Below are 22,486 nucleotides of genomic sequence, written 5' to 3' on the forward strand. Positions count from 1 at the left end.
CACCGAGGCCGCCGCCGCCGGGATGGTGACGGCCGGCGCGCGACCGCGCCCCCCGGCGACGACGACCGCCGCGGTCAGCTCCCGCAGGCTGACGTGCGCGTCGGAGAGGATGTACCGCGCGCCGGGGCGGCCCTCGCGGGCGGCCGCGAGATGACCGCGGGCCAGTCCCTCGGTGAAGACCAGGCCGAACCCGCCGGGTGGAACGGCTGGCAGCAGCCCACGCAGTGCCGGACGAAACATCCGGCTCTCCATCGAGGTCGGCCCGTAGGGCGGCAAGCCGTAGACGGTGGCCGGGTTGACGATGACCACCTGCATGCCCCCCGCGACGGCGAGCACCGCCCGTTCCGCGCGCTGCTTGGAACGCTCGTACGGGGTGCCTTTCGGGGTGGCGGCGAGTGCGGTCTCGTCGAAACGGCCGCCCGGCGGGGCGTCGAACACGTCGATCGTGCTGGTGTGCACCAGCCGGCGCACGCCGGCCTGCGCCGCCGCCCGCGCGACGTTGTCCGAACCGGCCACGTTGACCCGGTCGAACTCGTCGGCATCGGGCAGCCACTGCTCGGGAACGCCCATCGCGTTGAACACGATCTCGATCCCGGCCACGGCCGCCGGCAACGTCGCCGGGTCGGTGACGTCCCCCACGACGACGTCGACCGGCCCGGGCAGGTTGGCCGCCCGGGCCGAGTCGCGGACGAGGGCCCGCACCTGGTGGCCGGCCTCGATCGCGGCCCGTACGACCGCCCCGCCGACCTTGCCGGTCGCCCCCGTGACCAGGACCCTCACCGGCGCGAGCGGGGCAGGCCGAGCAGCAGGTCCGGGCCCGCCGGCGGGGTGGTCGTGTGGGTGCTGGTGATCGCCGAGTAGTCACCGAAGAACTTCACCTCGAGGCGTTCCCGGCGCGTCTTGCCCGACCCGTCCGGGATGAGGCGCAGGAAGTACAGCACGCTGGTTCCGCCGGCGTTGGCCCGGTCGTGCGGGTTGTAACCGCCGCCGTCCCAGTGGAACTCCGCGCGGGTTCGAAGCACGGCGCGCAGGCCCTCGATAATGATCGGGTTCGGCTCGGGCAGGCGCATCGCGAAGTGCCGTTCCAGCTCGAAGGCGCGCTCCTGTTCGACGAGACCGGGCGGCAACTCGGGGGTCCGCCGCACCATGAAAATCTCGACCGTGCGGCCGGCACCGGCGTCGGATCGCAGCGACGCGTGGGTGAGGCGCACATCGAGCTGGTCCGGGCGCACGCCGTAACGCTCGCCCAGCCGGGCCCGCACGATGACGCTCGGGACCAGCGCGCTGGGCTCGAGCCCGAGCGAGGCCAGCGCGCTCAGGGCGGCGTCGAAGTCGTCGACGGCGATCAGCAGCGCCGCGTGGTCGAGCACGCAGTAGGTGGCGACGAGCGCGACCAGTTCGGCGGCGCCGTCGATCCCGTCGAGCAGGCCGGCAAGCAGCCCCTCGGTGTTCAGCGACCGCAACGGCTCGCAGACGGCCTCGATGCGGCGAACGTCGACCTCGTCGATGGCCATGGCGGCGGCTCGTCCGGTGACGGCGCCTCCCTGTGGGCCTCCTCGCGGGCCTCGCGGTGTGCCTCGCAGTGGGCCTCGCAGTGGCCCGGTTCCCGTCGGCGTGTCCGTCATTGCGTGCCGCCTCTCGCCACGCGGCGCGGGCCCGATCGGGCGCGCCGGTCCCGGTCCCGGACCGGTCCCGGGCCGGTCCTGGTGGGGCGGCCGCGGTCCCTGGTCGACAAGGCCGGACCCCCGCACCGGGCCGGCTGGCTTGCTAAGGGCATCCGGGTGGGCGCCGAAACTTTTCCGGGAGCCTAGCCGCACTGTGTGACGGCTTCGTTGTCAGCTCCCTACCGGAGGCGGCAAGCGGGTAAAATCGTGTATGAGACCCGGGCGGCGTCAGGCCGGTGTGGCCGAGGCGGGCGAAGCCCGTCGTCCGGTGGTCCCCGGCCCCGGCGGAATGCCGGCGGCGCCTGCCGCGCTTCTTTTCAGGTGACGGAAGCGACCGGTGGTGTAAGGAGGACCTCGATCGTGCTTGATCCGCAGGAGCTTTACAGTCTCACCGAGGACGCGTCCGACGACCCCATCGACGCGCATCGCCCGATCATGCTGGAGGCGCTGACGGGCGTCGTCGACGCCGGCAACGCGGTCAGCCTCGCCGGCGAGCACCTGTTGACCGCGCTCGACCATCGCATCGTCGCGACGTTCGACGTCGATCAACTGCTGGACTACCGGTCCCGCCGGCCAACCATGATCTTCTCCGAGGACCACTGGGAGAGCTACACGGACCCGGTGCTCGCGCTCTACCAGCTACGCGACGAGTCGGACACGCCGTTCCTCCTGCTCACCGGCCCCGAGCCGGACCTGCAGTGGAAGCGCTTCACGGCGGCCGTCCGCGGGCTGGTGGCCCGGCTCGGCGTCCGCCTCACCGTCGGGCTCAACGCCGTGCCGATGGCGGTTCCGCACACCCGGCCCGCGACGATCACTGCGCACGGAAGCAGCAAGGAGCTGGTCGTCGGCCATGAGCCGTGGCTGCGCCGGCTTCAGGTCCCCGGCAGCGCCGGGCATCTGCTGGAGTACGAGCTGGGCCGCGACGGCCGGGACGCGATGGGCTTCGCCGTCCACGTTCCGCATTACCTGGCCCAGACGACCTACCCCGCGGCCACCGAGGTGCTGCTGACGTCGGTGTCGAAGGCGACCGGCCTGATGCTTCCGCTGGACGGGCTGCGCTCCGCGGCGGTCGCCGTCCAGGACGAGGTCAACAGCCAGATCGCCCAGGGCGGAGAGGCCGCGGCGCTCGTCCACGCGTTGGAGGAGCAGTACGACGCCTACCAGCGGGGGCGGCGCGGCCCCAGCCTGCCCACGATCGACGCCGAGCAGAAGCTGCCGACCGCCGATGAACTCGGGGAGGCGCTCGAACGCTTCCTGGCCGAACAGTCCGAGCCGGGCGGTCCGAACCCGCTGTCCTGAATCCGACACTGGGGACCAGCCGCTGAGAACCAACCGCGCAGAACCGGCCGACGGGATGTCGACCGGCTGTACCTCTTGTCGCACATCGCGCAGGAATTCGCCAGCTCCCTGAGCGCGCACGGCCGTCCAGTTCCTGCTGTTTCCCGGTGACGTCCGCGGAATGCCACAATTCCGATTCGCCACCGGGAGATTCACCCAATCACCGTTACACCATCACCCCGGTTTGCGTCGGTCTCCCGCCGCCACGACGGCGGGAGACCCGAACCAGATCCGGGCAGTCTCAACGGCGGTCGGACACGCGGCCGATGCTCGCGTCCGACAGCGCCCGGACCGACAGCCCGTCGACGAACCGCTCGACGATCGCCCCCACCGGCCAGCGATCGACCTCTGTGAGCAGGCGCGATGCCTCCGCGTCGGCGTGGCGGGCGTCCCAGCCCTGCGCGTCCAGACTATTACGCAATGCCTCACGGTAATCCGTTTCCGTGACTCCGGGAAGGTCGCGGACCATCGCCGTCGTCGTTCCGTAGAAAGAGCCCAGGCCGACGAAGACCCGACCGCACTCGCACCGGCCGTGCGGCCGGTCCAGGTGCATGTCACAGAACGCCCGCAGGGTTACGAGCTCACCTTCCACCGCCCAGTGGAAATCGTCGACACGCAGGCCCTGCGCGTACGCGGTGGCCGTGAGAAGTTTCATGACTCCCAAGCTCCTCGTGGTCGCCCGACCGCTTCCGGGTGGGAAGCGGATGCCCTCCGGATCTACGAGAAGACAACCATCCCCCACCGACAAAAGTCTCGGCTTAGCCATGATCGGGGTACTCTCGACGCACGCCTCGGACCGGCCGCGGGGACCGGCCCGAGACGATTCCGGTGGGAAGATCCAGTGGGAGGACGGCAGCCGGTGACTGCGCCTGTCGCCGCCACGGCCGACTCCACCCCGACCCCCGAAGGTGCCGGATCCGCCGAGGCCGCCACGCCCCGCCGGCAACGGCTCGCCGCGGGCGCCGCGACCTGGCGGGGTGTTCTGTTCCTGCTGCTGAACCTCCCTTTGGGCATTATCGGCTTCGTCTGCGTGACGACCGCGCTGGCCCTCGGCGCGGGCCTGGTGGTCACGGTGATCGGGATACCCGTGCTCGCGTTCGGCCTGCAGTTGTGCCGCGTGTTGGGCACCATCGAGCGGGTCCGGGCCCGGTGGCTGCTCGGCCTGAGGATCGACGCCCCGTCGCGGCGGCCGCGCCGGCGGGCCGGCGGGCTCGGCTCGATGTTCGCCGCGCTGGCCGATCCGGTGTCCTGGCGGACGGCGCTGTACCTGTTCATCCGCCTGCCCTGGAGCATCATCAGCTTCGTGGCGGCGGTGCTGCTGCTCACCGTGGGCTGGGTGGTGCTGCCCTCGGCCACGCGCGGGCTCGTCGCGGTCGATCGGGCGATGATCCGCGGACTGCTCTCCCCGTCGGAGGGGGTGGAACGGCGGATCCGGGAACTGGAGGCGGACCGGGGAACGCTCGCCGACTCCGCCGCCGCCGACCTGCGGCGGATCGAACGCGACCTGCACGACGGCGCGCAGGCCCGGCTCGTCGCGCTGGCCATGGGCCTGGGGCTGGCGAAGGAGAAGCTCGCCGACGATCCGGACGCCGCCGCCCTCATGGTCGCCGAGGCACACGGCGAGGCGAAGCTCGCCCTGCAGGAGCTGCGCGACCTCGCCCGCGGCATCCATCCCGCGATCCTCACCGATCGCGGTCTGCCCGCGGCCCTGGCCTCGCTGGCCGCCCGGTGCACCGTGCCCACCCGGGCCGCCGTCGAGCTGAGCGGCCGGCCGGCCGCCGCTCTGGAGGGCATCGTCTACTTCACCGCGTCGGAGCTGCTCACCAACATCAGTAAGCACAGCCAGGCCAGCGCCGCCTCGATCGAGCTGAGCCGCTGCGACGGCGCCAGCCTGCTACTGCGGGTCAGCGACGACGGTGTCGGCGGCGCGGATCCCCGCCGCGGCACGGGCCTCGCCGGTCTGACCGGACGCCTGGACGCCATCGACGGCACCCTGGTCGTCGACAGCCCTCCTGGTGGCCCAACCCTGGTCAGCGTCGCGCTGCCCTGGCGGGATGCCACCGATGACCCCGGTTACGGGCGTTGATCTTCGGCGCCGTCAGCTACTTCGGCAGCGCCCGGACGAGACCGTCAGACCGGCCGCGCCACCCGGCCCGGCTCGGCGGGTGCGAGACCCGGCGTGCCCGGATCAGATCCGACAGCCGGCTGCGCTGCGCCCGATCCATCCCGTGGCGCAGCGGGCCGCGGCCTGCCGGCCGCGCGCCCCGGCAACAGCAGGGCCAGCGGAACAGCGAGCACGGAGAATCCCAGCGTCCACCAGAACGCCACCGCGTAGGCGTGGGCCTGCCCGCCGAGGTCCAACCCGGCGCCACCCGACGTCGTCCCGGGTAGCTGGTGGGCCAGGACCACCGCGAGCACGGCGGTGCCGAGGGAGCCCCCGATCTGCTGGAAGATGCGGACCGCCGAGGTGGCGCGGGGAATGTCGGTGGGGCGCAGTCCGTGGTAGGCCGCCGACATGACGGGGATCGACGCGGCCGCGAGGCCCATTCCCCGAAGCACCAGCGAACCGCCGAGGAGGACCTCGCTCGTGTCCGTGTCGATCTGGGTGTAGGCCACCGAGCCCAGCACGCTGAGCACGATCCCGATCAGGACGAGCAGGCGCGGGCTGGTCCGATCGACCAGCCGGCCGACCACGATCATCGCGAGCATCATGCCGAGTCCCTGTGGCGCGAGCAGCAACCCGGCCGCGACGGCGCTACGCCCCCGCACCTGCTGCTCGTAGAGCGGAAGCAACAACATCGCGCCGTAGAGCGAGAGCCCGAACAGGAACATCATTCCCGCGGAGCCGCAGAACGACGCGAAACGAAACAGACGTAGATCGATCAACGGGACGATCCTGGTCCGCAGCGCGTGCCAGGCAAAGACGGCGATCAGTGCCAACCCTGCGATCAGTGGCACCAGCGCCCTTGGGTCGGCGAAGTCGCCGCGCCGACCCGCCTCGGACAGGCCATAGACCGCCACGGCGAGCCCGGGCGAGAGCAGGGCGAATCCGACCCCGTCGAACGGGTGGCGCTGCGCCACCCGCATGTCGGGCATCAGGCGCCAGGCCAGCGCGATGGCGACGACACAGACCGGCACATTGACGAAGAAGATCCATCGCCAGCCACAATCATCGATGAGCACACCGCCGACGACGGGGCCGAGCACGGGGGTGAGCAGCGCCGGGACGGCCACCGTGGCCATGAGCCGGCCCAACCGGGCAGGACCGGCCGCCTGGGCGAGGATCGTCTGCATCAGCGGCAGCAGCAGGCCACCCCCCACGCCCTGGACGATCCGAAAGGCGATCAGGCTGCTCGCGGACCACGCGATCCCGCAGAGCACGGAGCCCACCAGGAACAGCGTCAGCGACGCCAGCCACATCCGCTTGCCCCCGAAGCGCTCGACCGACCAGCCGGTGAGCGGGATCACCACCGCGAGGGCCAGCAGGTAGCCGGTGCTGACCCACTGAATCGTCGACACGCCGACGTCGAAGGACCGGGCGAGGGTGTCGAGCGCGACCGCCACGATCGTCGCGTCCAGCTGCACCACCACTGCTCCGACGAGAACGATCAACGCCAGCCGGACCAGCGTGGGATCCAACCGGTCACCACCGCCAGCGCCATCCGCCGTCGACGCCTCGGCCTGCACAGCCACGGGCCCACCACCTCCGGAACGATTCAGGGAATCACGTCACTCCCGCCACCAGCGCGGCGGATGAGCGGCACCTGCCAGCGCGCATCCGAACGATACACCGTCTCGATTTCGCTACGCCGCATCGCGACCCGTACACCGTAACGGTTTCGCGGAACCACGTAACCTCGAGGAATGGGTGACCACACCCGCGCGGAGCGACTCCCGGCGGTACCGACGAACCTGGCCCCCCCGGCCCCGGCACCGGCACCCAGCCCGGCAGCACCCGCACGCCCGACGCCCACGGACCTGCCCCCCGCAGGATCGACCCCTCCGAGCCCGACGCTCGCCGGGGTGGCGGGCGCGCCAGACCGCCCGGCGCCGGCGGGGGGGTCCGCCGGGATCGTCTGGGCGCGACCGGCCGAACGCCGCCGCCCACGGCTGACCCGGGAGGCGATCGTCGACGCGGCCGTCGCGATGGCCGACGCCGAGGGTCTCGAGGCGGTCTCGATCCGCCGGATCGCCGCGGCGCTCGACGCCCGGCCGATGAGCCTGTACTCCCATTTCGACCGCAAGGACGACCTGCTTGCCCTCATGAACGACCAGGTGGCCGCGGAGGTGATCGTGCCCGAGCCGCTGCCGGCGGACTGGCGCGACGCCCTGTGCGCCATCGCCCACCGAACCCGGGACAGCAGCCTGCGCCACCCGTGGATCCTGCAGACGCTTTCCGGCCACCCCCAGTTCGGCCCGAACGGCCTGCGCCACGCCGAGCAGTCCGCAGCGGCGGTGTCCGCCCTGCCGCTACCGACCCGCCAGCGGGTCGCGCTGCTGCGCGCGGTCGACACGTACACCCTCGGGCACGTCACCGCCGAACTGCGGGAGCGCCAGGGTTACCTCGGCGGCGCCGACCGGGCGGACGTGCAGCGCTACCTGACCGGCGTGCTTGAAGGTGGCCAGTATCCGCACCTGGCCCAGTTCCACAGCAATGACCTCGTCCTGATCGGCGGGGACGCCCGGGAGAGCTTCATCGAGGGCCTGAACTGGCTGCTGGCCGGGATCGCGGCCGCCCTCGGCGCGGCATCGCCTGGCGCGGCATCGTCCTGACCGGGCACCGGCCCGGTGCGGCATCGCCTGGCGCGGCATCGCCCGGCGCGGCATCGTCCTGACCGGGCACCGGCCCGGTGCGGCCGCCCGCGCCCGCGGCGGTCAGACGCTGCCCAGCACCCGGGTGATCCGCACCGCGAGGACGACCCGCAGCGGGTTGGCCCGCGGCTCGCGGTAACGCTGCGCGTAGCGCCGCTCCGCCTCCGCGACGCTCGCGGGATCGTCGCGCACCACGGCCAGCCCCTCCAGGGTCGACCAGCGGCGCCCGTCGATCTGGCAGATCGCGACGGCCGTTCCGTCGGCGGGCCCGGCGGCGATCAGGCGCGCCTTGTGGGATCGCCCGGAGGTGATCACGCGGGCGATCCCGGCCGCGGGGTCGAGGGTCGCGCCGACGGCGACCACGTGGGCGCTGCCGTCGGCCCGCACCGTGGTCAGGCTGCACAGGTGCCGCTCCCGCCAGAAGTCGAGGAACTCCCCGCCACGGCCGGTGAGGTCGGGCGGCCGGGCGGACTGGTTCGGCATGTCGCCAGCCTGCCACGCGGCGGGCGGGGCCGTCCGGCGGCCACCCAGCCGACGAGCATCGCCACGATATGCACCCAAAACGGTAGGTTTACCAACCCGATACCTGCACGAAACGAACTGGAAAGCAGCACTGTCGACCCTCGTCGCACAACACATCTTCGCTGGTCCGACGCCCGCCCACGGATCGCGGGGACATGCACAACGGCGGCGCAGGGACAGGAGCGACATGCCGTTCGACTTCGGCGCGATCAATACCGGGGACACCGCCTGGGTGCTGGCGAGCGCCGCCCTCGTCCTGCTCATGACGCCGGGCCTGGCGTTCTTCTACGGGGGAATGGTCCGCGTCGAGAACGTCCTGAGCATGATCATGCAGAACTTCTTCTGCATGGGCATCGTCAGCGTGCTGTGGGTCCTGGTGACCTACAGCCTGGCCTTCGGCGGGGCGAACGGGTTCGTCGGCGGGTTCGACCACGTCGGGCTCGCCCACATGAACGTCCAGGTCGCCGGCTACACGGGCACGGCCGGGCAGACCATCCCGCCGATCGTGTTCGTCTGCTTCCAGCTCATGTTCGCCGTCATCACGCCGGCGCTCATCACGGGGGCGAGCGCGGACCGGTTCCGGTTCAGCGCCTTCGCCCTGTTCATCGCGCTGTGGTCGGTGCTGGTCTACGGCCCGGTCGCGCACTGGGTCTTCTCCCCCGCCGGCTGGCTCTACGAGCACGGCGCCGAGGACTTCGCCGGCGGGACCGTCGTCCACGCCAACGCCGGCGCCGCCGCCCTCGCGGTGGCCGTCGTGCTGGGCCCCCGCCGCGGCTGGCCCACCGGCGACTTCCGCCCGCACAACGTCCCGTTCGTCCTGCTCGGCGCGGGCCTGCTGTGGTTCGGCTGGTTCGGCTTCAACGCCGGCTCCGCGCTGCACGCCAACGAGCTGGCGGGCAGCGCCTTCCTGAACACCAACACCGCGGCCGCCTGCGCCATGCTGGGCTGGATCGCCGTGGAGCGCCTGCGCGACGGGATGGCCTCCACGCTCGGTGCCGCCTCCGGCGCCGTCGCCGGACTGGTGGCGATCACTCCCGCGGCCGGGTACGTCACCCCGGTCGGCTCGATCATCATCGGCCTGCTCGCCGGCGGCGTCTGCGCCCTGGCCACCGCCATCAAGGGCAAGGTCGGCATCGACGACGCCCTGGACGTCGGCGCCGTGCACCTCGTCGGCGGCGCGCTGGGCGCCCTGCTCATCGGCCTGCTGGGCAGCAGCGACATCGGCGGCCGGGACGGGCTGTTCTACGGCGGCGGCAGCAGCCTGCTGCGCGAGCAGGTCGTCGCCGTCGCGGCCGTGGTGGCCTACTCGTTCGTGGCCTCGCTGATCATCGCCGGGGCGGTGCGGCTGGTCCTGCGGCTGCGAGTGACGCCGGAGGAGGAGGCCAAGGGACTGGACACCACCCAGCACGGCGAGGTCGCCTACCGGCTCTGGTGACCTCCGGCCATGGGCGCGATGGTGACGCCGAGCCGGCGGTGGGTGAGCACCGGGAACTCGGCGCGGACAGCGGCCGGCAGGCCCGGGTCGAGCTCGGCGCGGACCCGGGCGGGACCCTGGCCGCCCTCGGCCAGCGCCACCCCCCACGGGTCGACGACGACGCTCGCCCCGGCCATGTCGCGGCCCGCCTGCCGACCCGCGACGTTGCAGGCGACGAGGTGGACCTGGTTCTCGATCGCGCGGGCCCGGGTGAGCACGCGCCAGTGCTCCAGCCGGGCCGCGGGCCACGCCGACACGACCGCGACGAGGTCGGCACCGGCGTCGCCGAGCAGCCGGAACAACTCGGGGAAGCGAAGATCGTAGCAGGTGGCCAGGCCGATGCAGCCGAGCTCGGTGCGAGCGGTGTCGGCTGTCGTTCCGGGCGTGAGCAGCCTGGCCTCGTCGGACCCGTAACCGAACAGGTGAATCTTTCGGTACGTGTGCAGGATGTCGCCGCCGGGGCCGATCAGGGCGGTCGTGTTGTGCAGCCGGCCGTCGTCGGCCCGCTCCACCAGGCTGCCCGCGACCAGGTGGAACCGGCGTTCCCGGGCCACCTCCCGCAACGCGGTCAGCGTCGGACCGGTCAACGGCTCCGCCTGCGCGCGGTACGCGTCGAACCGGAAGTATCCGGTGGCCCACAGCTCGGGGAGCACGACGAGGTCGGCGTCGGTCCGGCGCAGTTCGGCCAGCACGCGGCCCACCCGGTCCGCGGCGCTCTCGCCGTCCGGGCAGTCGAGTTGCAGGCACTCGGTGCGGATCCGGCCAGATGCCGGGGCGGCCACCGGTGCCGGAGCGGCCACCGGTGCCGAGACCGAGACCGAGACCGGAGCCGGTCTCGGAGCCGGTGACGTCGGGTTCATGGGCGGGTCTCCAGCACGTCGTCGATCAGCCCAGGCCGAGCATCGACTTCCACTGCTGGGCGCTCGTCGGCCGGAAGACGTGGTTCATCCGCTTGACGACCGACAGGTCCTCGGAGGACTGCGGCGAGTACTGGTGGCCGGGGAAGACGGTGGTGGTGTCCGGCAGGGTCGCCAGCCGGCGCAGGCTGTCGTACATCAGCCCGGCGTCGCCGCCGGGCAGGTCCATCCGGCCGCAGCCCTCCAGAAACAGAGTGTCGCCCGCGACGAGCCGGTTGTCGACGACGAAACACTGGCTGCCGGGGGTGTGACCCGGGGTGTGCAGGAGCTGGATCGGGATCTCCCCGACCGTGACCACGTCGGCGTCGTCGTGCTCGACGAGGTCGGCGGCGGTGACCTCGGTGGCCCGGCGCACCCACTCGGCCTCGGCCCGGTTGACGTGGATGGGCACGTCGACTCGGGTGAGCAGCTCGCGGATGCCCTCGATCTCGATGCCGAACGCGGAGCCACCCACGTGATCGGCGTGGTAGTGGCTGACGAGCGCGCCGGTAAGCCGCATGCCGTCGGCGGCGACCATGGCGAGCAGATCGTCCACCTGGTAGGCGGGGTCGACGACCACTGCCTCGCCGGTCTCCCGGTCCCCGACGAGGTAGACGAAGTTGACCATCTGGGTGCCGACCGGGTCGCCGACGGCGAAGTCGCGACCGGACAGAAGCTGGCGAAAGTACAGACGCTCGGTCATCCGTTCAGCGTACGAAGGTCCGCCCCGAGGTGCGGCGAGGCGGCCCCGTGGGGCTACATTCGGCGACATGACGGGGGACAAGCCCAGGTCGCGAACACCCGCCGCCGGTCCCCCGCCGCCGCCCGACACCCGGGTCACTCCTCGCCAGGTGGCGCGCTGGCGCCGCTCCGGGCTGGTCCGCGACGGCGGTCATGACCTGGCTCAGCTCCGGATGATCGGGACGCTGCGGCGGGCCGGGATCAGCCTGGGTCGCATCCGCGCCGCCTTCGACCGAGCGGCCACGGGGCCCGACGCCGCGACGCGCGGCTCCGGATACGACGTCCGGCGTTACGCCGTGTATGCGGACGAGCTGTACGTTCAGCACAACGACGGGACCTGGGAGGGCGACCGCCGCCCGGGCCAGCTCGTCCTCGACGAGGTGCTGCCCCTGCGCCCGATCGACGTCGCCGTGGTGACCGAACCAGCCGCCCGCTCGGCGCGCTCCACGGTCACCCGCCCGGCACCCCCCGACCGTTCTCCGGGCCGGATCGTTCCCGTGGACCCGACAGCTCCGGCGAGGCCGACCGGTCCGGCAAGGCCGATCCTTCCGGCGAGGCCGATCGTTCCGGCGGATGCCGAGGCGATCCGACGCTTCCTCGCCATCCAGGACCACGTTGAGCGGCCTTCGTGATCCCGGGCGGGCCGGTCAGGTCACCGTCCACAGCCGGGTCTGATCGCCGCCGGCGCTGGCGACCGTGCGTCCGTCGGGACTGAAGGAAACCGAGAACACCGGACCACCCTGTGCTGGGGACGTTCCAAGCGTGCGAAGCAGGGCGGGATCCGACACGTCCCAGAACCCGACGGATCCATCCGTCCCCCCCGTGGCAAGGGTGCGGTTGTCCGGGCTGAAAGCCAGCGACAGCAACGCCCCCGATCGGATGGTCAGCGGGGCGCCGAGCGCCTGTGGATGCGCCGCGTCACTGATGTTCCAGAGCCGCATGGTGTCGTCGGCGCCGCTGGCGAGGACTCGCCCGTCCGGGCTGAACGCAACCGAGGACACCGAGCCGGCATGACCGGTCAGCGCCACGCCAAGCTGACGGGGCGCGGACACGTCCGCGATATCCCACAACCACACCTCGTCGTTGGCAGCGCCGATCGCGACGACCTCCCCGTCCGGAGAGATCGCCAGTGAGTTCGGCGGGCTCGGCGTCACCTGGCGGCTGACAGCCCGTGGCCGATGGGGATCGCGGACGTCCCAGAGGCGGAAGGCGGAGTCCGAGCTGATGGTGATCAGAGAGCCGCTGCGGATGAACGCGACGTCCAGGGCACGGCCGTTGTCGACCTGGCTCAGCCGGGTGGGTCGCCCCTCCTGCGCCACGTCCCACACGGCAAGTCCTCCACGCGTGCCGACGGTCGCCACCATCCGCCCGTCGGCGGAGTACGAGGCGGAACGCACCGGGCCGCTCGGAACGAGCGTCGCCTCGCCGCCGGCCGGCGGCGGCGGGAGAAGGCCGAAGTGCGCCGAGGTACGGCTCGGCTCGTAGGTCCCGGCGCTGGTGATCGGCGCCGGGACAACCTGGGCAGAGCTGGTGACCGGGGCCCGCTGCAGCGCGATGGCGGGGGCGGCCGCCCGGTGGTCGGCGCGCAGCAGACCGACCTGCCAGAGGCCGGCGGACACCGGCACCAGGACGGCGAGGATCACTACCAGGAACAGCAGCGAGCGCGACGACAGCCGATGCTGGGCCACCGCGGCCGCGGTCGTCGCATCACGCTCGACCATCTTTTCAGCCCGGGCCGCAGGTGCGGAGCCCAGCCCAACCGGCTGCGGTCCGCCGCCGCTGGAGCCGGCCCCGGTCGCGGCGCCCGGCCGGTCCCCGGGTCGGTCAGGCGCGGAGGGCGCTGGGCAGACGGGAAGTGCCTGGCAGGCGGGGAGTGCCGGGCAGGCGGGGAGTGCCGGGCGAGCAGGGGACGGCCGCGCGGAGGAGGCGATCGCCGCGCGGATCGTGGCTCGGGCTGTCTCGGTCGGCACGTAGGCGTCGAGCAGACGTTCGACGGCGGCGTCCAGCCGGCGGGCCTGGTCCTCCAGTTCCCGGGTCCGTTCCTGCTCGCGGAACAGATGCATCTGCAGCTCGACCGCTTCGCGGCTCTGATCCGTGGCACGTGCTCGTAGCCGGACGAGCTCCGTGAGGGCGGCGTCCCGGTCCTCGGTGAGCTGGTCGCAGCGGCGGACCGCCTCCTGCTCACCCAGGGCCGCATCTCGAAGCTCATGGCCGAGCTGTTCGAGGGTCATCCGATACCGGGCGTTCTGCTGACGGATATCGGTCAGATCGTCGATCTCCTCGAGCCGGGTGGGCACCCGGACATCCCGGATGTGACCGCGATACCTCGGTGGCGGACTACCCCCGCGGGCCGCCCGCCACAACCCGGCCAGGTGGGCCACCTCCTCCGCCACCTCGTCCGCGGGGAGGCAGGCGTGAGCGACGTCCCGCACGTAGGGCCACTCCGGGCCTCGGGCATAGGGCGGACGCCCCCGGAACTGCCGGGACAGCTTCTTGTCGTCCAGCGTGGCCAGCGAGAGCTCCGGTTGGACCTCCCGAACGTGCGCGAAGAGGTTCGTGCGCGAACCGTGCGCCGAGCTGATCAGCTCGTCCAGCCACTCCACCAGAGCCCGCACAGCGGGGCTCACCTGCGGATCGCTGCTCGTCTTCGGGGGCGCACCGCGTCTGGCCCGCCGCACCGAGCCCTTGCTGCCGGGTCCCAACACCACCGCCGCCCTCCGCGAAAATTCGGAATTTTCACAGGATTCTCACAGGGAAAAATTTTCGCAGCCAGCTCGAAAAATAATCTGTGATGACCTGGAGGTCAGTCGAGCAAGCCTCGTTCTTTCTTTCTCGCGAGCGGTTTTCGCGAGAGAAAAGAATCGCCGGGCCCTCGACGCGTCGGACCGAGACGACCCCACCTCGGCCGCCGACACGGAAGGACCTCGCCATGATGCCCGAGTTGCTGCTCATCGTCACGATGTCCATGACGATCGGGCTGGCCTGCACCCGGACGCGCGGAACACGGGCACGCCACCCGGCGGTCCTCGCGATGCACGGGGCCGCTGTGGTGACGGTCGTGGTCGTCGCAGGGATGGTCCTGGTTCGCCTCGCCCTGGTTCCGACCGGCGACCTGCTCACCGCGGTGTGGGCGAACCTGGCGGTGCGCGTGGCCGACGAACGCCTGTCCTTCCGCCGGCCACCGCAGATCGAGCCGCCGGACGCCGGCGCGACCAGCGGCCGCTGATGACGTCCGGACCAGCCGGGGGCGCCGGCTCATGCGGTGGGGCCAGCTCATGCGGTGGGGCCGAGATCGCCGTCAGGCGGGCGGGGCGGCGCGGTGGGCGGTGAAGAAGTCGAGGATGGCGCCGGTGGCGTCGAAGGTCCGCCCCGCGGGTGAGTCGCGCGGGTCGCGGCGGGCCTCGGGGCTCGCCGGCCACAGGTGGGTGCCGCCGACGACGGTGTCGAACAGTACCTCGCCGCCGTCCGCGCAGCCGCCGTAGCGGCGCACGACGATCCCGGGGGTGGGCTGAGTGGTCAGCGACGTCGGGTCGCAGCCATAGCGTTCGGCGTAGCCGCCGACCACGGTCGCCGCCGCTGGCACCCGGGTCGAGGAGCCCGCCACCACGCCGCCGCCATAGGGCACCGACGGGTCGGCGGTGCCGTGCACGGCCATCGTCGCCGGCGCACGCCCGGCAGGGCAGCTGGCCTCGTAGGTCGACGAGACCATGGCCACCGCGGCGAATCGGGCGGACCGGCAGACCAGCGCCGCGGCGAACTCGGCGCCGTTGGAATGCCCGGTGGCGTACACCCGCCGGCCGTCGACGCAGAACCGGGACGAGAGGTCGGTCAGCAGGGCGCCGACGAAGCCGACGTCGTCGGCCTTGCCCGGGTCGCTCGGAGTATTCCAGCGACGCGGCGTGCCGAGCGCGTCCGGGGTCACCACGACAAAGCCGCGCCCGGCGCCGACGACGCCCATCCGCGACCGCTGTTCCTCCAGCGCCGCGTCCGCCTTGAAACCGTGGAAGTCGAACACGACGGGATAGGAGAACCGCCCGTCGTAATTCGTGGGCACCGCCAAACGGTAGGAACGCCGAACCCCGTCGTGAACGAGAACGTGCACCCCGCCAGGCAGCGGAACGCCGCCGGTGGACGCCGGGCACACGCCGCCGGTCGCCAGGCCGGACGAGCCTGCGGCCGGCCGCGGTGGCGGCGTCCCGCCGACCCGGCCGACGGCGGCGCCGGAGCTGCCGGGCAACACCGCCATGGCCAGCGACATGACCGCCGCCATGATGGCGATGCCCATCACGGCGAGCGGCCATCTCGGCACACTCCCAGCACGGAACATTCGCCAACAATACGAACGGGGCCCTGGAAATACGGCGTTCGGCCCCGGACGCCTGTCCGACAGTCCACATCGGGACAGGCGAGCTGCAGCGGAGCGTCGCCGATGAGGCTCGACGTTCCGCCCCGGAATCGGACGGGGGTCATTTCTGACCGGCGGCGGTGACCGGCCGGGGAGGATGTTGCGGCGGTACGCGGAACGGGCGCGGATGCGCGGGGTTGGCGGTGTGAGCACGGCCGGCACTGTGGACGCCGACGTCCAGGCCGCGCTGACCGTCGATCGTCTCCCGACCCGCGCCGGTGTTCCCCGCGCATGGCTGTCAGCAACGCCGACGTTGCCTCTCTCGCCGCAGGGGGTCGCGGACGGTAGCCGCGTGGCCTTTGCGGCTCAACGGCAACATCTGTGGCGGTTTTTCGCACGTGCGAACGCGGCGGGAGACGGAACCATAGACTGGCGGAATGCGGCGGCGCACGGACGGCACCGGCTCACCCGCGCCCACCCACCTGCTCTCCGAGACGTCGGACTGCGCCCGCCCCGGCCGCCGCGGCGGGCGAACCGGTCGGCTGATCGGCCCCTGCCAGGGACACGGCCCCGTCCTGTCGCCCGACCGCCCGTCGCCCGACCCACCCGTCACCCGACCGCCCGTCACTCGACCGCCCGGCGCCTGACGGCCCGTGACCCGCGCTCGACCGCACCGCGAACGACGCACCGGCACCGCGCCAGCCACCGATCTTCCCTGGGGGCACTTATGACGTCCGCATCGGCTCCGCCCACGCCCGGCGCCGCGGCGGCGCCCGGTTCGAGGGCCCCGGCCCGCCCGGCGATCCTCACCGTCGACGACGACCCGAGCGTCTCCCGCGCGGTCGCTCGCGACCTGCGGCGCCAGTACGGGGAGCGCTACCGGATCGTGCGCGCCGAGTCCGGCTCGCAGGCGCTCGACGCGCTGCGGGAGATGAAACTGCGTGGCGACCGGGTCGCCGTGCTGCTCGCGGACTTCCGGATGCCGACGATGAACGGCATCGAGTTCCTCGAGCAGGCGATGGACCTGTACCCGACGGCGCGCCGCGTGCTGCTGACCGCGTACGCCGACACCACCGCGGCGATCGACGCCATCAACATCGTCGATCTCGACCACTACCTGCTCAAGCCGTGGGACCCGCCGCAGGAGAAGCTCTACCCGGTCGTCGACGGCCTGCTCGACGCCTGGCTCGCCGCCGATCACGCCCCCGTCACCGAGACCCGCGTGGTCGGGCACCGCTGGTCGGCGCGTTCCTACGAGGTGCGCGACTTCCTCGCCCGCAACCAGGTGCCCTACCGCTGGTACCTGTCCGAGGAGCCGGAGGGCGCGCGGCTGCTGGCCGCGGCCGAGGCATCCCCGGACACCCTGCCGGTCGTGATCACCGCTGACGGGGTGACGCTGACCGACCCCACCGACGCCGAGCTCGCCGGCCGCGTCGGGCTGACGACCTCCCCCACCGAGGACTTCTACGACGTCGTGGTGATCGGCGGCGGCCCGGCGGGACTGGGCTCGGCGGTGTACGCGGCCTCGGAGGGGCTGCGCACCGTGCTCGTCGAGCGCACGGCCACCGGCGGGCAGGCTGGCCAGAGCTCGCGGATCGAGAACTACCTGGGCTTCCCCGACGGCGTGTCCGGCGCCCAGCTCACCGACCGGGCCCGCCGCCAGGCCATCAAGTTCGGCGCGGAGGTCCTCACCGCCCGCGACGCCGTCACGCTGGAGGTCTGCGGGCCGGCGCGCACGGTCCACTTCGACGACGGCCGGCAGATCTCCGCACACGCCGTCGTCCTCGCCACCGGGGTGTCCTACCGGCAGCTCGCCGCCCCCGGCCTGGACGAGTTCACCGGCCGCGGGGTGTTCTACGGCTCCGCGCTCACCGAGGCGCCCTCCTGCGCCGGGCAGGACGTCTACATCGTCGGGGGGGCGAACTCCGCCGGCCAGGCCGCGATGCACTTCGCCCGGCACGCCCGGCGGGTCACCATGGTGGTGCGCGGGTCGTCGCTGGCGGCGTCGATGTCCCACTACCTGATCCAGCAGATCGCCGGGGTCGAGGCGATCACCGTGCGGACCTGCACCGAGATCGTCTCGGCGGCGGGGGACGGCCACCTCGAACGGCTCACGCTGCGCGACAATGCCAGCGGGCAGACCGAGACGGTCGACACCCAGTGGCTGTTCATCTTCATCGGCGCCGCGCCACGCACGAGCTGGCTCGACGGCGTGCTGACCCGCGACGAGCGCGGGTTCGTCCTAGCCGGACCGGACCTGGTCGTCGACGGGCGCCGCCCGCCGGGCTGGTCCCTCGATCGCGACCCCTACCACCTGGAGACGTCGGTGCCGGGGGTGTTCGTCGCCGGCGACGCCCGCGCCGAATCGGTGAAGCGGGTGGCCTCGGCGGTCGGCGAGGGCGCCATGGCCATCGCGCTCGTCCACCGCTACCTGGAAAAGCGCTGAACCACCTCGCCACCGCGTTGACGGTGACGCCGAGAGGGCGATGACACCGAGAGGGCGATCATGACACCGGTTCCCTGCGACGTCGACGAGCTGCGCACCCTGTTCCTGTTCGAGAAGCTCACCGACGATCAGCTCCACTGGCTGTGCGAACGCGGCCACGCCGAACTGCTCGAGCCGGGCCCGGTCTACCGCGAGGGTGCGCCGGCGACCTGCTTCTACGTGCTCATCTCCGGCGCGCTGGTGATGTCCACTCGGGTCGGTGCGGACGACATCGAGGTGGTGCGCTCGAACCAGCGCGGGGTGTACGCCGGCGCCTGGCACGCCTACCTCGGCGACCGGGTTCCCCAGGTCTACAAGAACTCGATGCGGGTGACCGAGCCCAGCCGCTTCTTCGTCCTCGACGCCGACGACGTGGCGACCGTGATGCGCGAGTGGTTCCCGATGGCCCTGCACATGCTCGAGGGTCTGTTCTTCGGCATGCAGAGCACCCAGCAGGTGGTCGGCCAGCGGGAGCGGCTGCTCGCGCTGGGTTCGCTGTCCGCGGGGCTGACCCACGAGCTGAACAACCCGGCGGCCGCGGCCGTGCGGGCGACCTCGGCGCTGCGCGAGCGGGTCGCCGGCATGCGACACAAGCTCGGCATGATCGCCGCCGGTCCGTACGAGCGCACCGAGCTGGAGGTGCTCATCCGCCTGCAGGAGGAGGCGGTGGAGCGGGTGGCGAAGGCACCGACGCTCACCCCGATCGAGGTCTCGGACCGCGAGGATCTCATCGGCGACTGGCTGGACGAACGCGACATCGGCGACGCCTGGGACGTCGCGCCGATCTTCGTGCAGGCCGGCCTGGACGTCGCCTGGCTCGACCATGTGGCCGGCTCGGTGCCGGCGGGCGTGCTCGACGGCGCCGTGCGCTGGCTGACCTACACCGTCGAGAGCGAAATGCTCATGCGGGAGATCGAGGACTCGACCACCCGGATCTCGACCCTGGTCACCGCCGCCAAGCAGTACTCGCAGATGGACCGGGCGCCGTACCAGACCATCGACATCCACGAACTGCTCGACAGCACCCTGATCATGCTGGGCCGCAAGATCGGCGACGACGTCGAGATCCACCGGGACTACGACCGGTCCCTGCCGGCGATCCCCGCCTACGCCGCCGAACTCAACCAGGTCTGGACGAACCTGATCGACAACGCCGTCGCCGCGATGGACCACCGCGGCACGCTGACGGTGCGCACCTTCGCCGACCACGACACCCTCGTCGTCGAGATCGGCGACACCGGCCCGGGCATCGACCCCGTCATCCGGGACCGGATCTTCGAACCGTTCTTCACGACGAAGGCGGTCGGCGAGGGCACCGGCCTCGGGCTGGACATCTCCTGGCGGATCGTGGTGAAGAAGCACCACGGCGACCTGCGGGTCACCTCCACCCCCGGCGACACCCGCTTCCAGGTCCGCCTCCCCCTCGCCGCCCCGGCGGCCACCGGCGACCTGCCGGCGGGCCCGCCCGACAGCGGCCCGGAATCCACGCAGACGTGACGTCGCCCATCACGGTGTCACGTCTTCGGCCCCGACCGTGCACGGTGGACCGAGAGCGGACGAGCCGTCCGGGCCCGTGCCGCCCGACCTGGTGAGTTCTGGGCGGGAAGGCGCTCGGCTCAGCTGCGGCCGCGGATGACCCGGCCGCGGATGACCCGGCCACGGGTGGGCTGGCCACGGGTGGGCTGGGCGGGCAGGACCGTGCCGAGCCGGTCGCCGCTGGTCGACGCGGCGGCGGCCGCGAGCTGTTCCAGCAGGTCGGCGGCTTTCTCCTCGCGGCCGGCGCGCGTGATCTCGGCTTGCAGGCGGCGCGCCCGCGTCGCATAACGAGGGTCGGCGAGCACCTGACGGACGGCCGTGCGGATCTGCCCGGTGGTGGGCGTCTGGGTACGCAGGTCGATGCCCACGCCGGACCAGGCCACCCGGGCGTTGACCTCGTTCTTGTCCTCGGTGCGGCCGGCGCCGACGATCGGCACGCCGTGCGAGAGTGCGAGCTGCGTCCCGCCGTAGCCGCCGTTGGTGAGGAAGACGTCGACGTGCGGCAGAAGCTCGTCGAAGGGGATGAAGCGTTCGACCCGCGCGTTCGCCGGCAGCGTCCCGAGGTCGGCCGGGTCGGCGCCGCCGGTCACGGCGACCACCAGGATGTCCTCGCCGGCGAGCGCGGCCAGCGCGGGGCGGATCAGCTGGTCCGCGTCGGTCGCGACGGTGCCCTGGTTGACCAGCACGACCCGCCGGGCCGCCGTCAGCTCGGGCCACCAGTCCGGTCGCTGCCAGGTCGGGTCGGCCAGTGGTCGCGGTGGGCCGACGAAGCGCACCTGAGCCGGCAGGTCCGGGACGGGATACTCGAAGCCGGGCGGGCTGAGCTGCAGGTACATCTGGGAGACCAGCGGATACTCGAACACCATCTGGGCGGTGGGTGGCAGGCCGAGCTGCCCGCGGGCGTCGTTGACCGCGGCGGTCATCGGCCGGAACACGACCCGGCGCATGAGCTGATCGAGCGCGCGGTTGCGCAGCCGGCCGATCAGGCTGGCGGACGGGGCGAGCCCGAGGCCGAAGGGTGCCAGCTCCCGGCTCGGGAAACCGAGCACGGTGATGCCGAAACCGGCGAACGCCGGGCCGCCGAGTTCCTGGATCAGCGCCGCGGCGACGAAGGCGGTGTCGCCGACGATGACGTCCGCGGATTCGACCTCGAGCAGGGCGCGCAGATCTCGGACGTGTCCGGGCAGGGGAAGGGCGAACCCGTGGACCAGCTCGAACTGGAGCCTGCGCAGTCCGGTCCGCTGCTGGTGGCCGGGGAACCGCTCGCCCAGGTCGAGGACGCTGAAGTCGTTGTGGCGCTCGCTGATGGGATGAAAGGTGGCGCCGGTGGCCGTGATGGCGTCGACGAAAGCCGAACCGGCGTACCACCGGACGCTGTGCCCGCGGCCCACCAGGGCTTGGGCGACCGGGTACGCCGGCGCCGTATGGCCTACGGCGGGAGTGGTGGCGAACAGGAAACGGGCCACGGAAAGGTCACCTTCTCGACTGACCGCCAGGCTACCGGGCTCAGGCCACCGGACTCAGGCCACCGGACTCAGGCCACCGGACTCAGGCCGCCGTCGAGGTTGACGGCCGCGCCGGTGATGTAGGCGGCCCGCGGGGAGAGCAGGAAGGCGACGAGGTCGGCGAACTCCTGCGCCCGGCCCACCCGGCCCAGCGGGATGTTGGAGTCGCGGCCCATCCGCGCGTAAAGCTCGTCGATCCCGAGGCCCTGGGCGGCCGCGGCCCGGTCCCACTGACCGCTCTCGACCATGCCGATGAGGATCGCGTTGACCCGGACGTTGTCCGGGCCGAGCTCCTTGGACAGGGCCTTGGTGAGCGCGAGTCCGGCGGCCCGGGTGACCGACGTCGGCATGGAGCCCGCGCCGGGCGCCCGGGCGCTGATCGACAGCGAGTTCACGATGCTCCCGCCGCCCGCCCGGCGCAGGTGCGGCAGGACGAGCCGGGACGCCCGGACCGCCGCGTGCAGCTTCAGGTCGAGGTCGCCCTGCCAGGCCTCGTCGGTCTGGCCCTCGAACGGCCCCGCGGAGCTGGCCCCGGCGTTGTTGACCAGGGCGTGGACGGCGTCCCACCGCTCGGTGGCCGCGGCGACGAACCGATCGAGGTCGGCCGGTTCACGGACGTCGGCGACCACCGGCAGGACCTCGCCGGCGAAGCCGGCCGCCGCCTCGGCGACCGACCGCAGCCGCGCGGTGTCCCGGCCGCAGAAGGCCACCCTGGCCCCCTCGGCCGCCAGCGTCCGCACCAGGGCGGCGCCGAGGCCGTCCGAGCCGCCGGTCACCAGCACGACCCGGCCCGCAAGCTGCAGATCCATCCCGCTCCCCTACTCCAGCGCCGCCGTCCTACTGAAACCCGCCGTCCTACTGAAGGTAGTGCTCGACCTGGGAGACACTGCCCGGTTCGGCGCCCTGCGGGTCCTGGCCGGCGTCGCGCCGGGCGCGGCGGCGGCGCAGCAGGTCCCAGCACTGGTCCAGCGCCTGTTCCAGGCGCTCGAGGCGCTCGTGCTCGGTCTCGGCATCGATCTCGCCGCGGGCGCGGCGGCCCCGCAGCTCGTGCTCCTCGGCCACGAGGGCGCTGACCTGGGCGTAGATCCGCTCGTCATCCACCCGCCCACTCAATCACGCCGGCCGCACGGCGTGGGACTGACCGCAAAGCGGAAGACCTTCGCGGAAC

Annotated in this window: 20 protein-coding genes; 8 read left to right on the forward strand and 12 right to left on the reverse strand. The window is 72.4% G+C overall.

The genetic code is table 11. The annotated features are described in order from the left end of the window. On the reverse strand, nucleotides 1–780 hold a 780-nt coding region (locus ND748_RS04735), incomplete at its 3' end, for an NAD-dependent epimerase/dehydratase family protein (RefSeq protein WP_251744315.1). Continuing rightward, entirely contained in the window at nucleotides 777–1,514 is a 738-nt protein-coding gene (locus tag ND748_RS04740) for a hypothetical protein (RefSeq protein ID WP_251744317.1), read from the reverse strand. The genes ND748_RS04740 and ND748_RS04735, both read right to left, overlap by 4 nt. A 510-nt stretch (nucleotides 1,515–2,024) precedes the next feature. Between ND748_RS04740 and ND748_RS04745 the strand changes: the two genes are divergently transcribed. Next, nucleotides 2,025–2,963, forward strand: coding sequence for a PAC2 family protein (locus tag ND748_RS04745; RefSeq protein ID WP_251744318.1), 939 nt, complete (start codon nucleotides 2,025–2,027; stop codon nucleotides 2,961–2,963). 280 nt (nucleotides 2,964–3,243) lie between these two features. Here ND748_RS04745 and ND748_RS04750 read toward each other — a convergent pair whose 3' ends face one another. Then, nucleotides 3,244–3,657, reverse strand: a complete 414-nt coding sequence (locus ND748_RS04750; RefSeq protein WP_251744319.1) for a hypothetical protein — start codon at nucleotides 3,655–3,657, stop codon at nucleotides 3,244–3,246. A 204-nt stretch (nucleotides 3,658–3,861) separates the two neighbouring features. On the opposite strand from ND748_RS04750, the gene ND748_RS04755 reads away from it, so the two are divergent. Continuing rightward, nucleotides 3,862–5,088 carry a sensor histidine kinase gene (locus ND748_RS04755; protein WP_251744320.1) on the forward strand — a complete coding sequence of 409 codons (1,227 nt, stop codon included), beginning with the start codon at nucleotides 3,862–3,864 and terminating at the stop codon, nucleotides 5,086–5,088. Nucleotides 5,089–5,132: 44 nt separating this feature from the next. Here the strand turns inward: ND748_RS04755 and ND748_RS04760 are convergent, their stop codons facing one another. Next, a complete protein-coding gene (locus ND748_RS04760; RefSeq protein ID WP_251744321.1) occupies nucleotides 5,133–6,695 on the reverse strand; it encodes a DHA2 family efflux MFS transporter permease subunit in 1,563 nt (520 codons plus the stop codon). Between the two features lie 330 nt (nucleotides 6,696–7,025). On the opposite strand from ND748_RS04760, the gene ND748_RS04765 reads away from it, so the two are divergent. Further along, nucleotides 7,026–7,775 carry a TetR/AcrR family transcriptional regulator gene (locus ND748_RS04765; protein WP_251744323.1) on the forward strand — a complete coding sequence of 250 codons (750 nt, stop codon included), beginning with the start codon at nucleotides 7,026–7,028 and terminating at the stop codon, nucleotides 7,773–7,775. A 102-nt stretch (nucleotides 7,776–7,877) separates the two neighbouring features. Here ND748_RS04765 and ND748_RS04770 read toward each other — a convergent pair whose 3' ends face one another. After that, nucleotides 7,878–8,297 carry a pyridoxamine 5'-phosphate oxidase family protein gene (locus ND748_RS04770; protein ID WP_251744325.1) on the reverse strand — a complete coding sequence of 140 codons (420 nt, stop codon included), beginning with the start codon at nucleotides 8,295–8,297 and terminating at the stop codon, nucleotides 7,878–7,880. Nucleotides 8,298–8,523: 226 nt separating this feature from the next. Here ND748_RS04770 and ND748_RS04775 point away from each other — a divergent pair, with 226 nt between their 5' ends. After that, nucleotides 8,524–9,771, forward strand: coding sequence for an ammonium transporter (locus ND748_RS04775; RefSeq protein WP_285901605.1), 1,248 nt, complete (start codon nucleotides 8,524–8,526; stop codon nucleotides 9,769–9,771). Here the strand turns inward: ND748_RS04775 and ND748_RS04780 are convergent. Together ND748_RS04780 and ND748_RS04785 are read right to left on the reverse strand one after the other, a co-directional pair. Next, the gene (locus ND748_RS04780; RefSeq protein ID WP_374215848.1) at nucleotides 9,756–10,568 is read right to left on the reverse strand and encodes a carbon-nitrogen family hydrolase; all 813 of its coding nucleotides are present in this window, start codon (nucleotides 10,566–10,568) and stop codon (nucleotides 9,756–9,758) included. The two genes, ND748_RS04775 and ND748_RS04780, sit on opposite strands and share 16 nt — an antisense overlap. Nucleotides 10,569–10,695: 127 nt before the next feature. Further along, nucleotides 10,696–11,409, reverse strand: a complete 714-nt coding sequence (locus ND748_RS04785) for an MBL fold metallo-hydrolase (protein WP_251744329.1) — start codon at nucleotides 11,407–11,409, stop codon at nucleotides 10,696–10,698. 67 nt (nucleotides 11,410–11,476) lie between these two features. Between ND748_RS04785 and ND748_RS04790 the strand changes: the two genes are divergently transcribed. Further along, the gene (locus ND748_RS04790; RefSeq protein ID WP_251744331.1) at nucleotides 11,477–12,079 is read left to right on the forward strand and encodes a hypothetical protein; all 603 of its coding nucleotides are present in this window, start codon (nucleotides 11,477–11,479) and stop codon (nucleotides 12,077–12,079) included. 15 nt (nucleotides 12,080–12,094) lie between these two features. On the opposite strand, the gene ND748_RS04795 is transcribed toward ND748_RS04790, so the two are convergent. Next, complete coding sequence (locus tag ND748_RS04795) at nucleotides 12,095–14,155, reverse strand: hypothetical protein (protein WP_251744332.1); 2,061 nt, start codon at nucleotides 14,153–14,155, stop codon at nucleotides 12,095–12,097. Nucleotides 14,156–14,376: 221 nt separating this feature from the next. On the opposite strand from ND748_RS04795, the gene ND748_RS04800 reads away from it, so the two are divergent. Then, a complete protein-coding gene (locus tag ND748_RS04800) occupies nucleotides 14,377–14,673 on the forward strand; it encodes a hypothetical protein (RefSeq protein WP_251744334.1) in 297 nt (98 codons plus the stop codon). 72 nt (nucleotides 14,674–14,745) lie between these two features. Here the strand turns inward: ND748_RS04800 and ND748_RS04805 are convergent, their stop codons facing one another. Next, nucleotides 14,746–15,732: a PHB depolymerase family esterase gene (locus tag ND748_RS04805; RefSeq protein WP_251744335.1), complete on the reverse strand. Its 987-nt coding sequence runs from the start codon at nucleotides 15,730–15,732 to the stop codon at nucleotides 14,746–14,748. Between the two features lie 787 nt (nucleotides 15,733–16,519). Here ND748_RS04805 and ND748_RS04810 point away from each other — a divergent pair. Together ND748_RS04810 and ND748_RS04815 are read left to right on the forward strand one after the other, a co-directional pair. After that, a complete protein-coding gene (locus tag ND748_RS04810) occupies nucleotides 16,520–18,238 on the forward strand; it encodes an FAD-dependent oxidoreductase (RefSeq protein ID WP_251744337.1) in 1,719 nt (572 codons plus the stop codon). Between the two features lie 60 nt (nucleotides 18,239–18,298). Next, a complete protein-coding gene (locus ND748_RS04815) occupies nucleotides 18,299–19,774 on the forward strand; it encodes an ATP-binding protein (protein ID WP_251744338.1) in 1,476 nt (491 codons plus the stop codon). 119 nt (nucleotides 19,775–19,893) lie between these two features. Here ND748_RS04815 and ND748_RS04820 read toward each other — a convergent pair whose 3' ends face one another. The 3 genes from ND748_RS04820 to ND748_RS04830 all read right to left on the reverse strand — a co-directional run bounded on the left by ND748_RS04820 (nucleotide 19,894) and on the right by ND748_RS04830 (nucleotide 22,419). Continuing rightward, nucleotides 19,894–21,279 (reverse strand): glycosyltransferase, encoded by a 1,386-nt coding sequence (locus ND748_RS04820; protein ID WP_251744339.1) that lies wholly within the window; start codon nucleotides 21,277–21,279, stop codon nucleotides 19,894–19,896. A 68-nt stretch (nucleotides 21,280–21,347) separates the two neighbouring features. Then, a complete protein-coding gene (locus ND748_RS04825) occupies nucleotides 21,348–22,127 on the reverse strand; it encodes an SDR family oxidoreductase (RefSeq protein ID WP_251744341.1) in 780 nt (259 codons plus the stop codon). Nucleotides 22,128–22,173: 46 nt separating this feature from the next. Beyond that, entirely contained in the window at nucleotides 22,174–22,419 is a 246-nt protein-coding gene (locus tag ND748_RS04830) for a DUF2630 family protein (protein WP_041939026.1), read from the reverse strand. Nucleotides 22,420–22,486 lie beyond the last annotated feature (67 nt).

The organism is Frankia sp. AiPs1, assembly GCF_023716945.1.
In the GTDB taxonomy this organism is placed as follows: Bacteria; Actinomycetota; Actinomycetes; order Frankiales; family Frankiaceae; genus Frankia.

Excerpts from the sequence above, each read along its gene's own strand:
- ND748_RS04740 (WP_251744317.1), bottom strand. The coding sequence starts at position 1,514 with ATGGCCATCGACGAGGTCGACGTTCGCCGCATCGAGGCCGTCTGCGAG.
- ND748_RS04750 (WP_251744319.1), bottom strand. The coding sequence starts at position 3,657 with ATGAAACTTCTCACGGCCACCGCGTACGCGCAGGGCCTGCGTGTCGAC.
- ND748_RS04770 (WP_251744325.1), bottom strand. The coding sequence starts at position 8,297 with ATGCCGAACCAGTCCGCCCGGCCGCCCGACCTCACCGGCCGTGGCGGG.
- ND748_RS04775 (WP_285901605.1), top strand. The coding sequence starts at position 8,524 with ATGCCGTTCGACTTCGGCGCGATCAATACCGGGGACACCGCCTGGGTG.
- ND748_RS04785 (WP_251744329.1), bottom strand. The coding sequence starts at position 11,409 with ATGACCGAGCGTCTGTACTTTCGCCAGCTTCTGTCCGGTCGCGACTTC.
- ND748_RS04790 (WP_251744331.1), top strand. The coding sequence starts at position 11,477 with ATGACGGGGGACAAGCCCAGGTCGCGAACACCCGCCGCCGGTCCCCCG.
- ND748_RS04800 (WP_251744334.1), top strand. The coding sequence starts at position 14,377 with ATGATGCCCGAGTTGCTGCTCATCGTCACGATGTCCATGACGATCGGG.
- ND748_RS04805 (WP_251744335.1), bottom strand. The coding sequence starts at position 15,732 with ATGGGCATCGCCATCATGGCGGCGGTCATGTCGCTGGCCATGGCGGTG.
- ND748_RS04810 (WP_251744337.1), top strand. The coding sequence starts at position 16,520 with ATGACGTCCGCATCGGCTCCGCCCACGCCCGGCGCCGCGGCGGCGCCC.
- ND748_RS04815 (WP_251744338.1), top strand. The coding sequence starts at position 18,299 with ATGACACCGGTTCCCTGCGACGTCGACGAGCTGCGCACCCTGTTCCTG.
- ND748_RS04825 (WP_251744341.1), bottom strand. The coding sequence starts at position 22,127 with ATGGATCTGCAGCTTGCGGGCCGGGTCGTGCTGGTGACCGGCGGCTCG.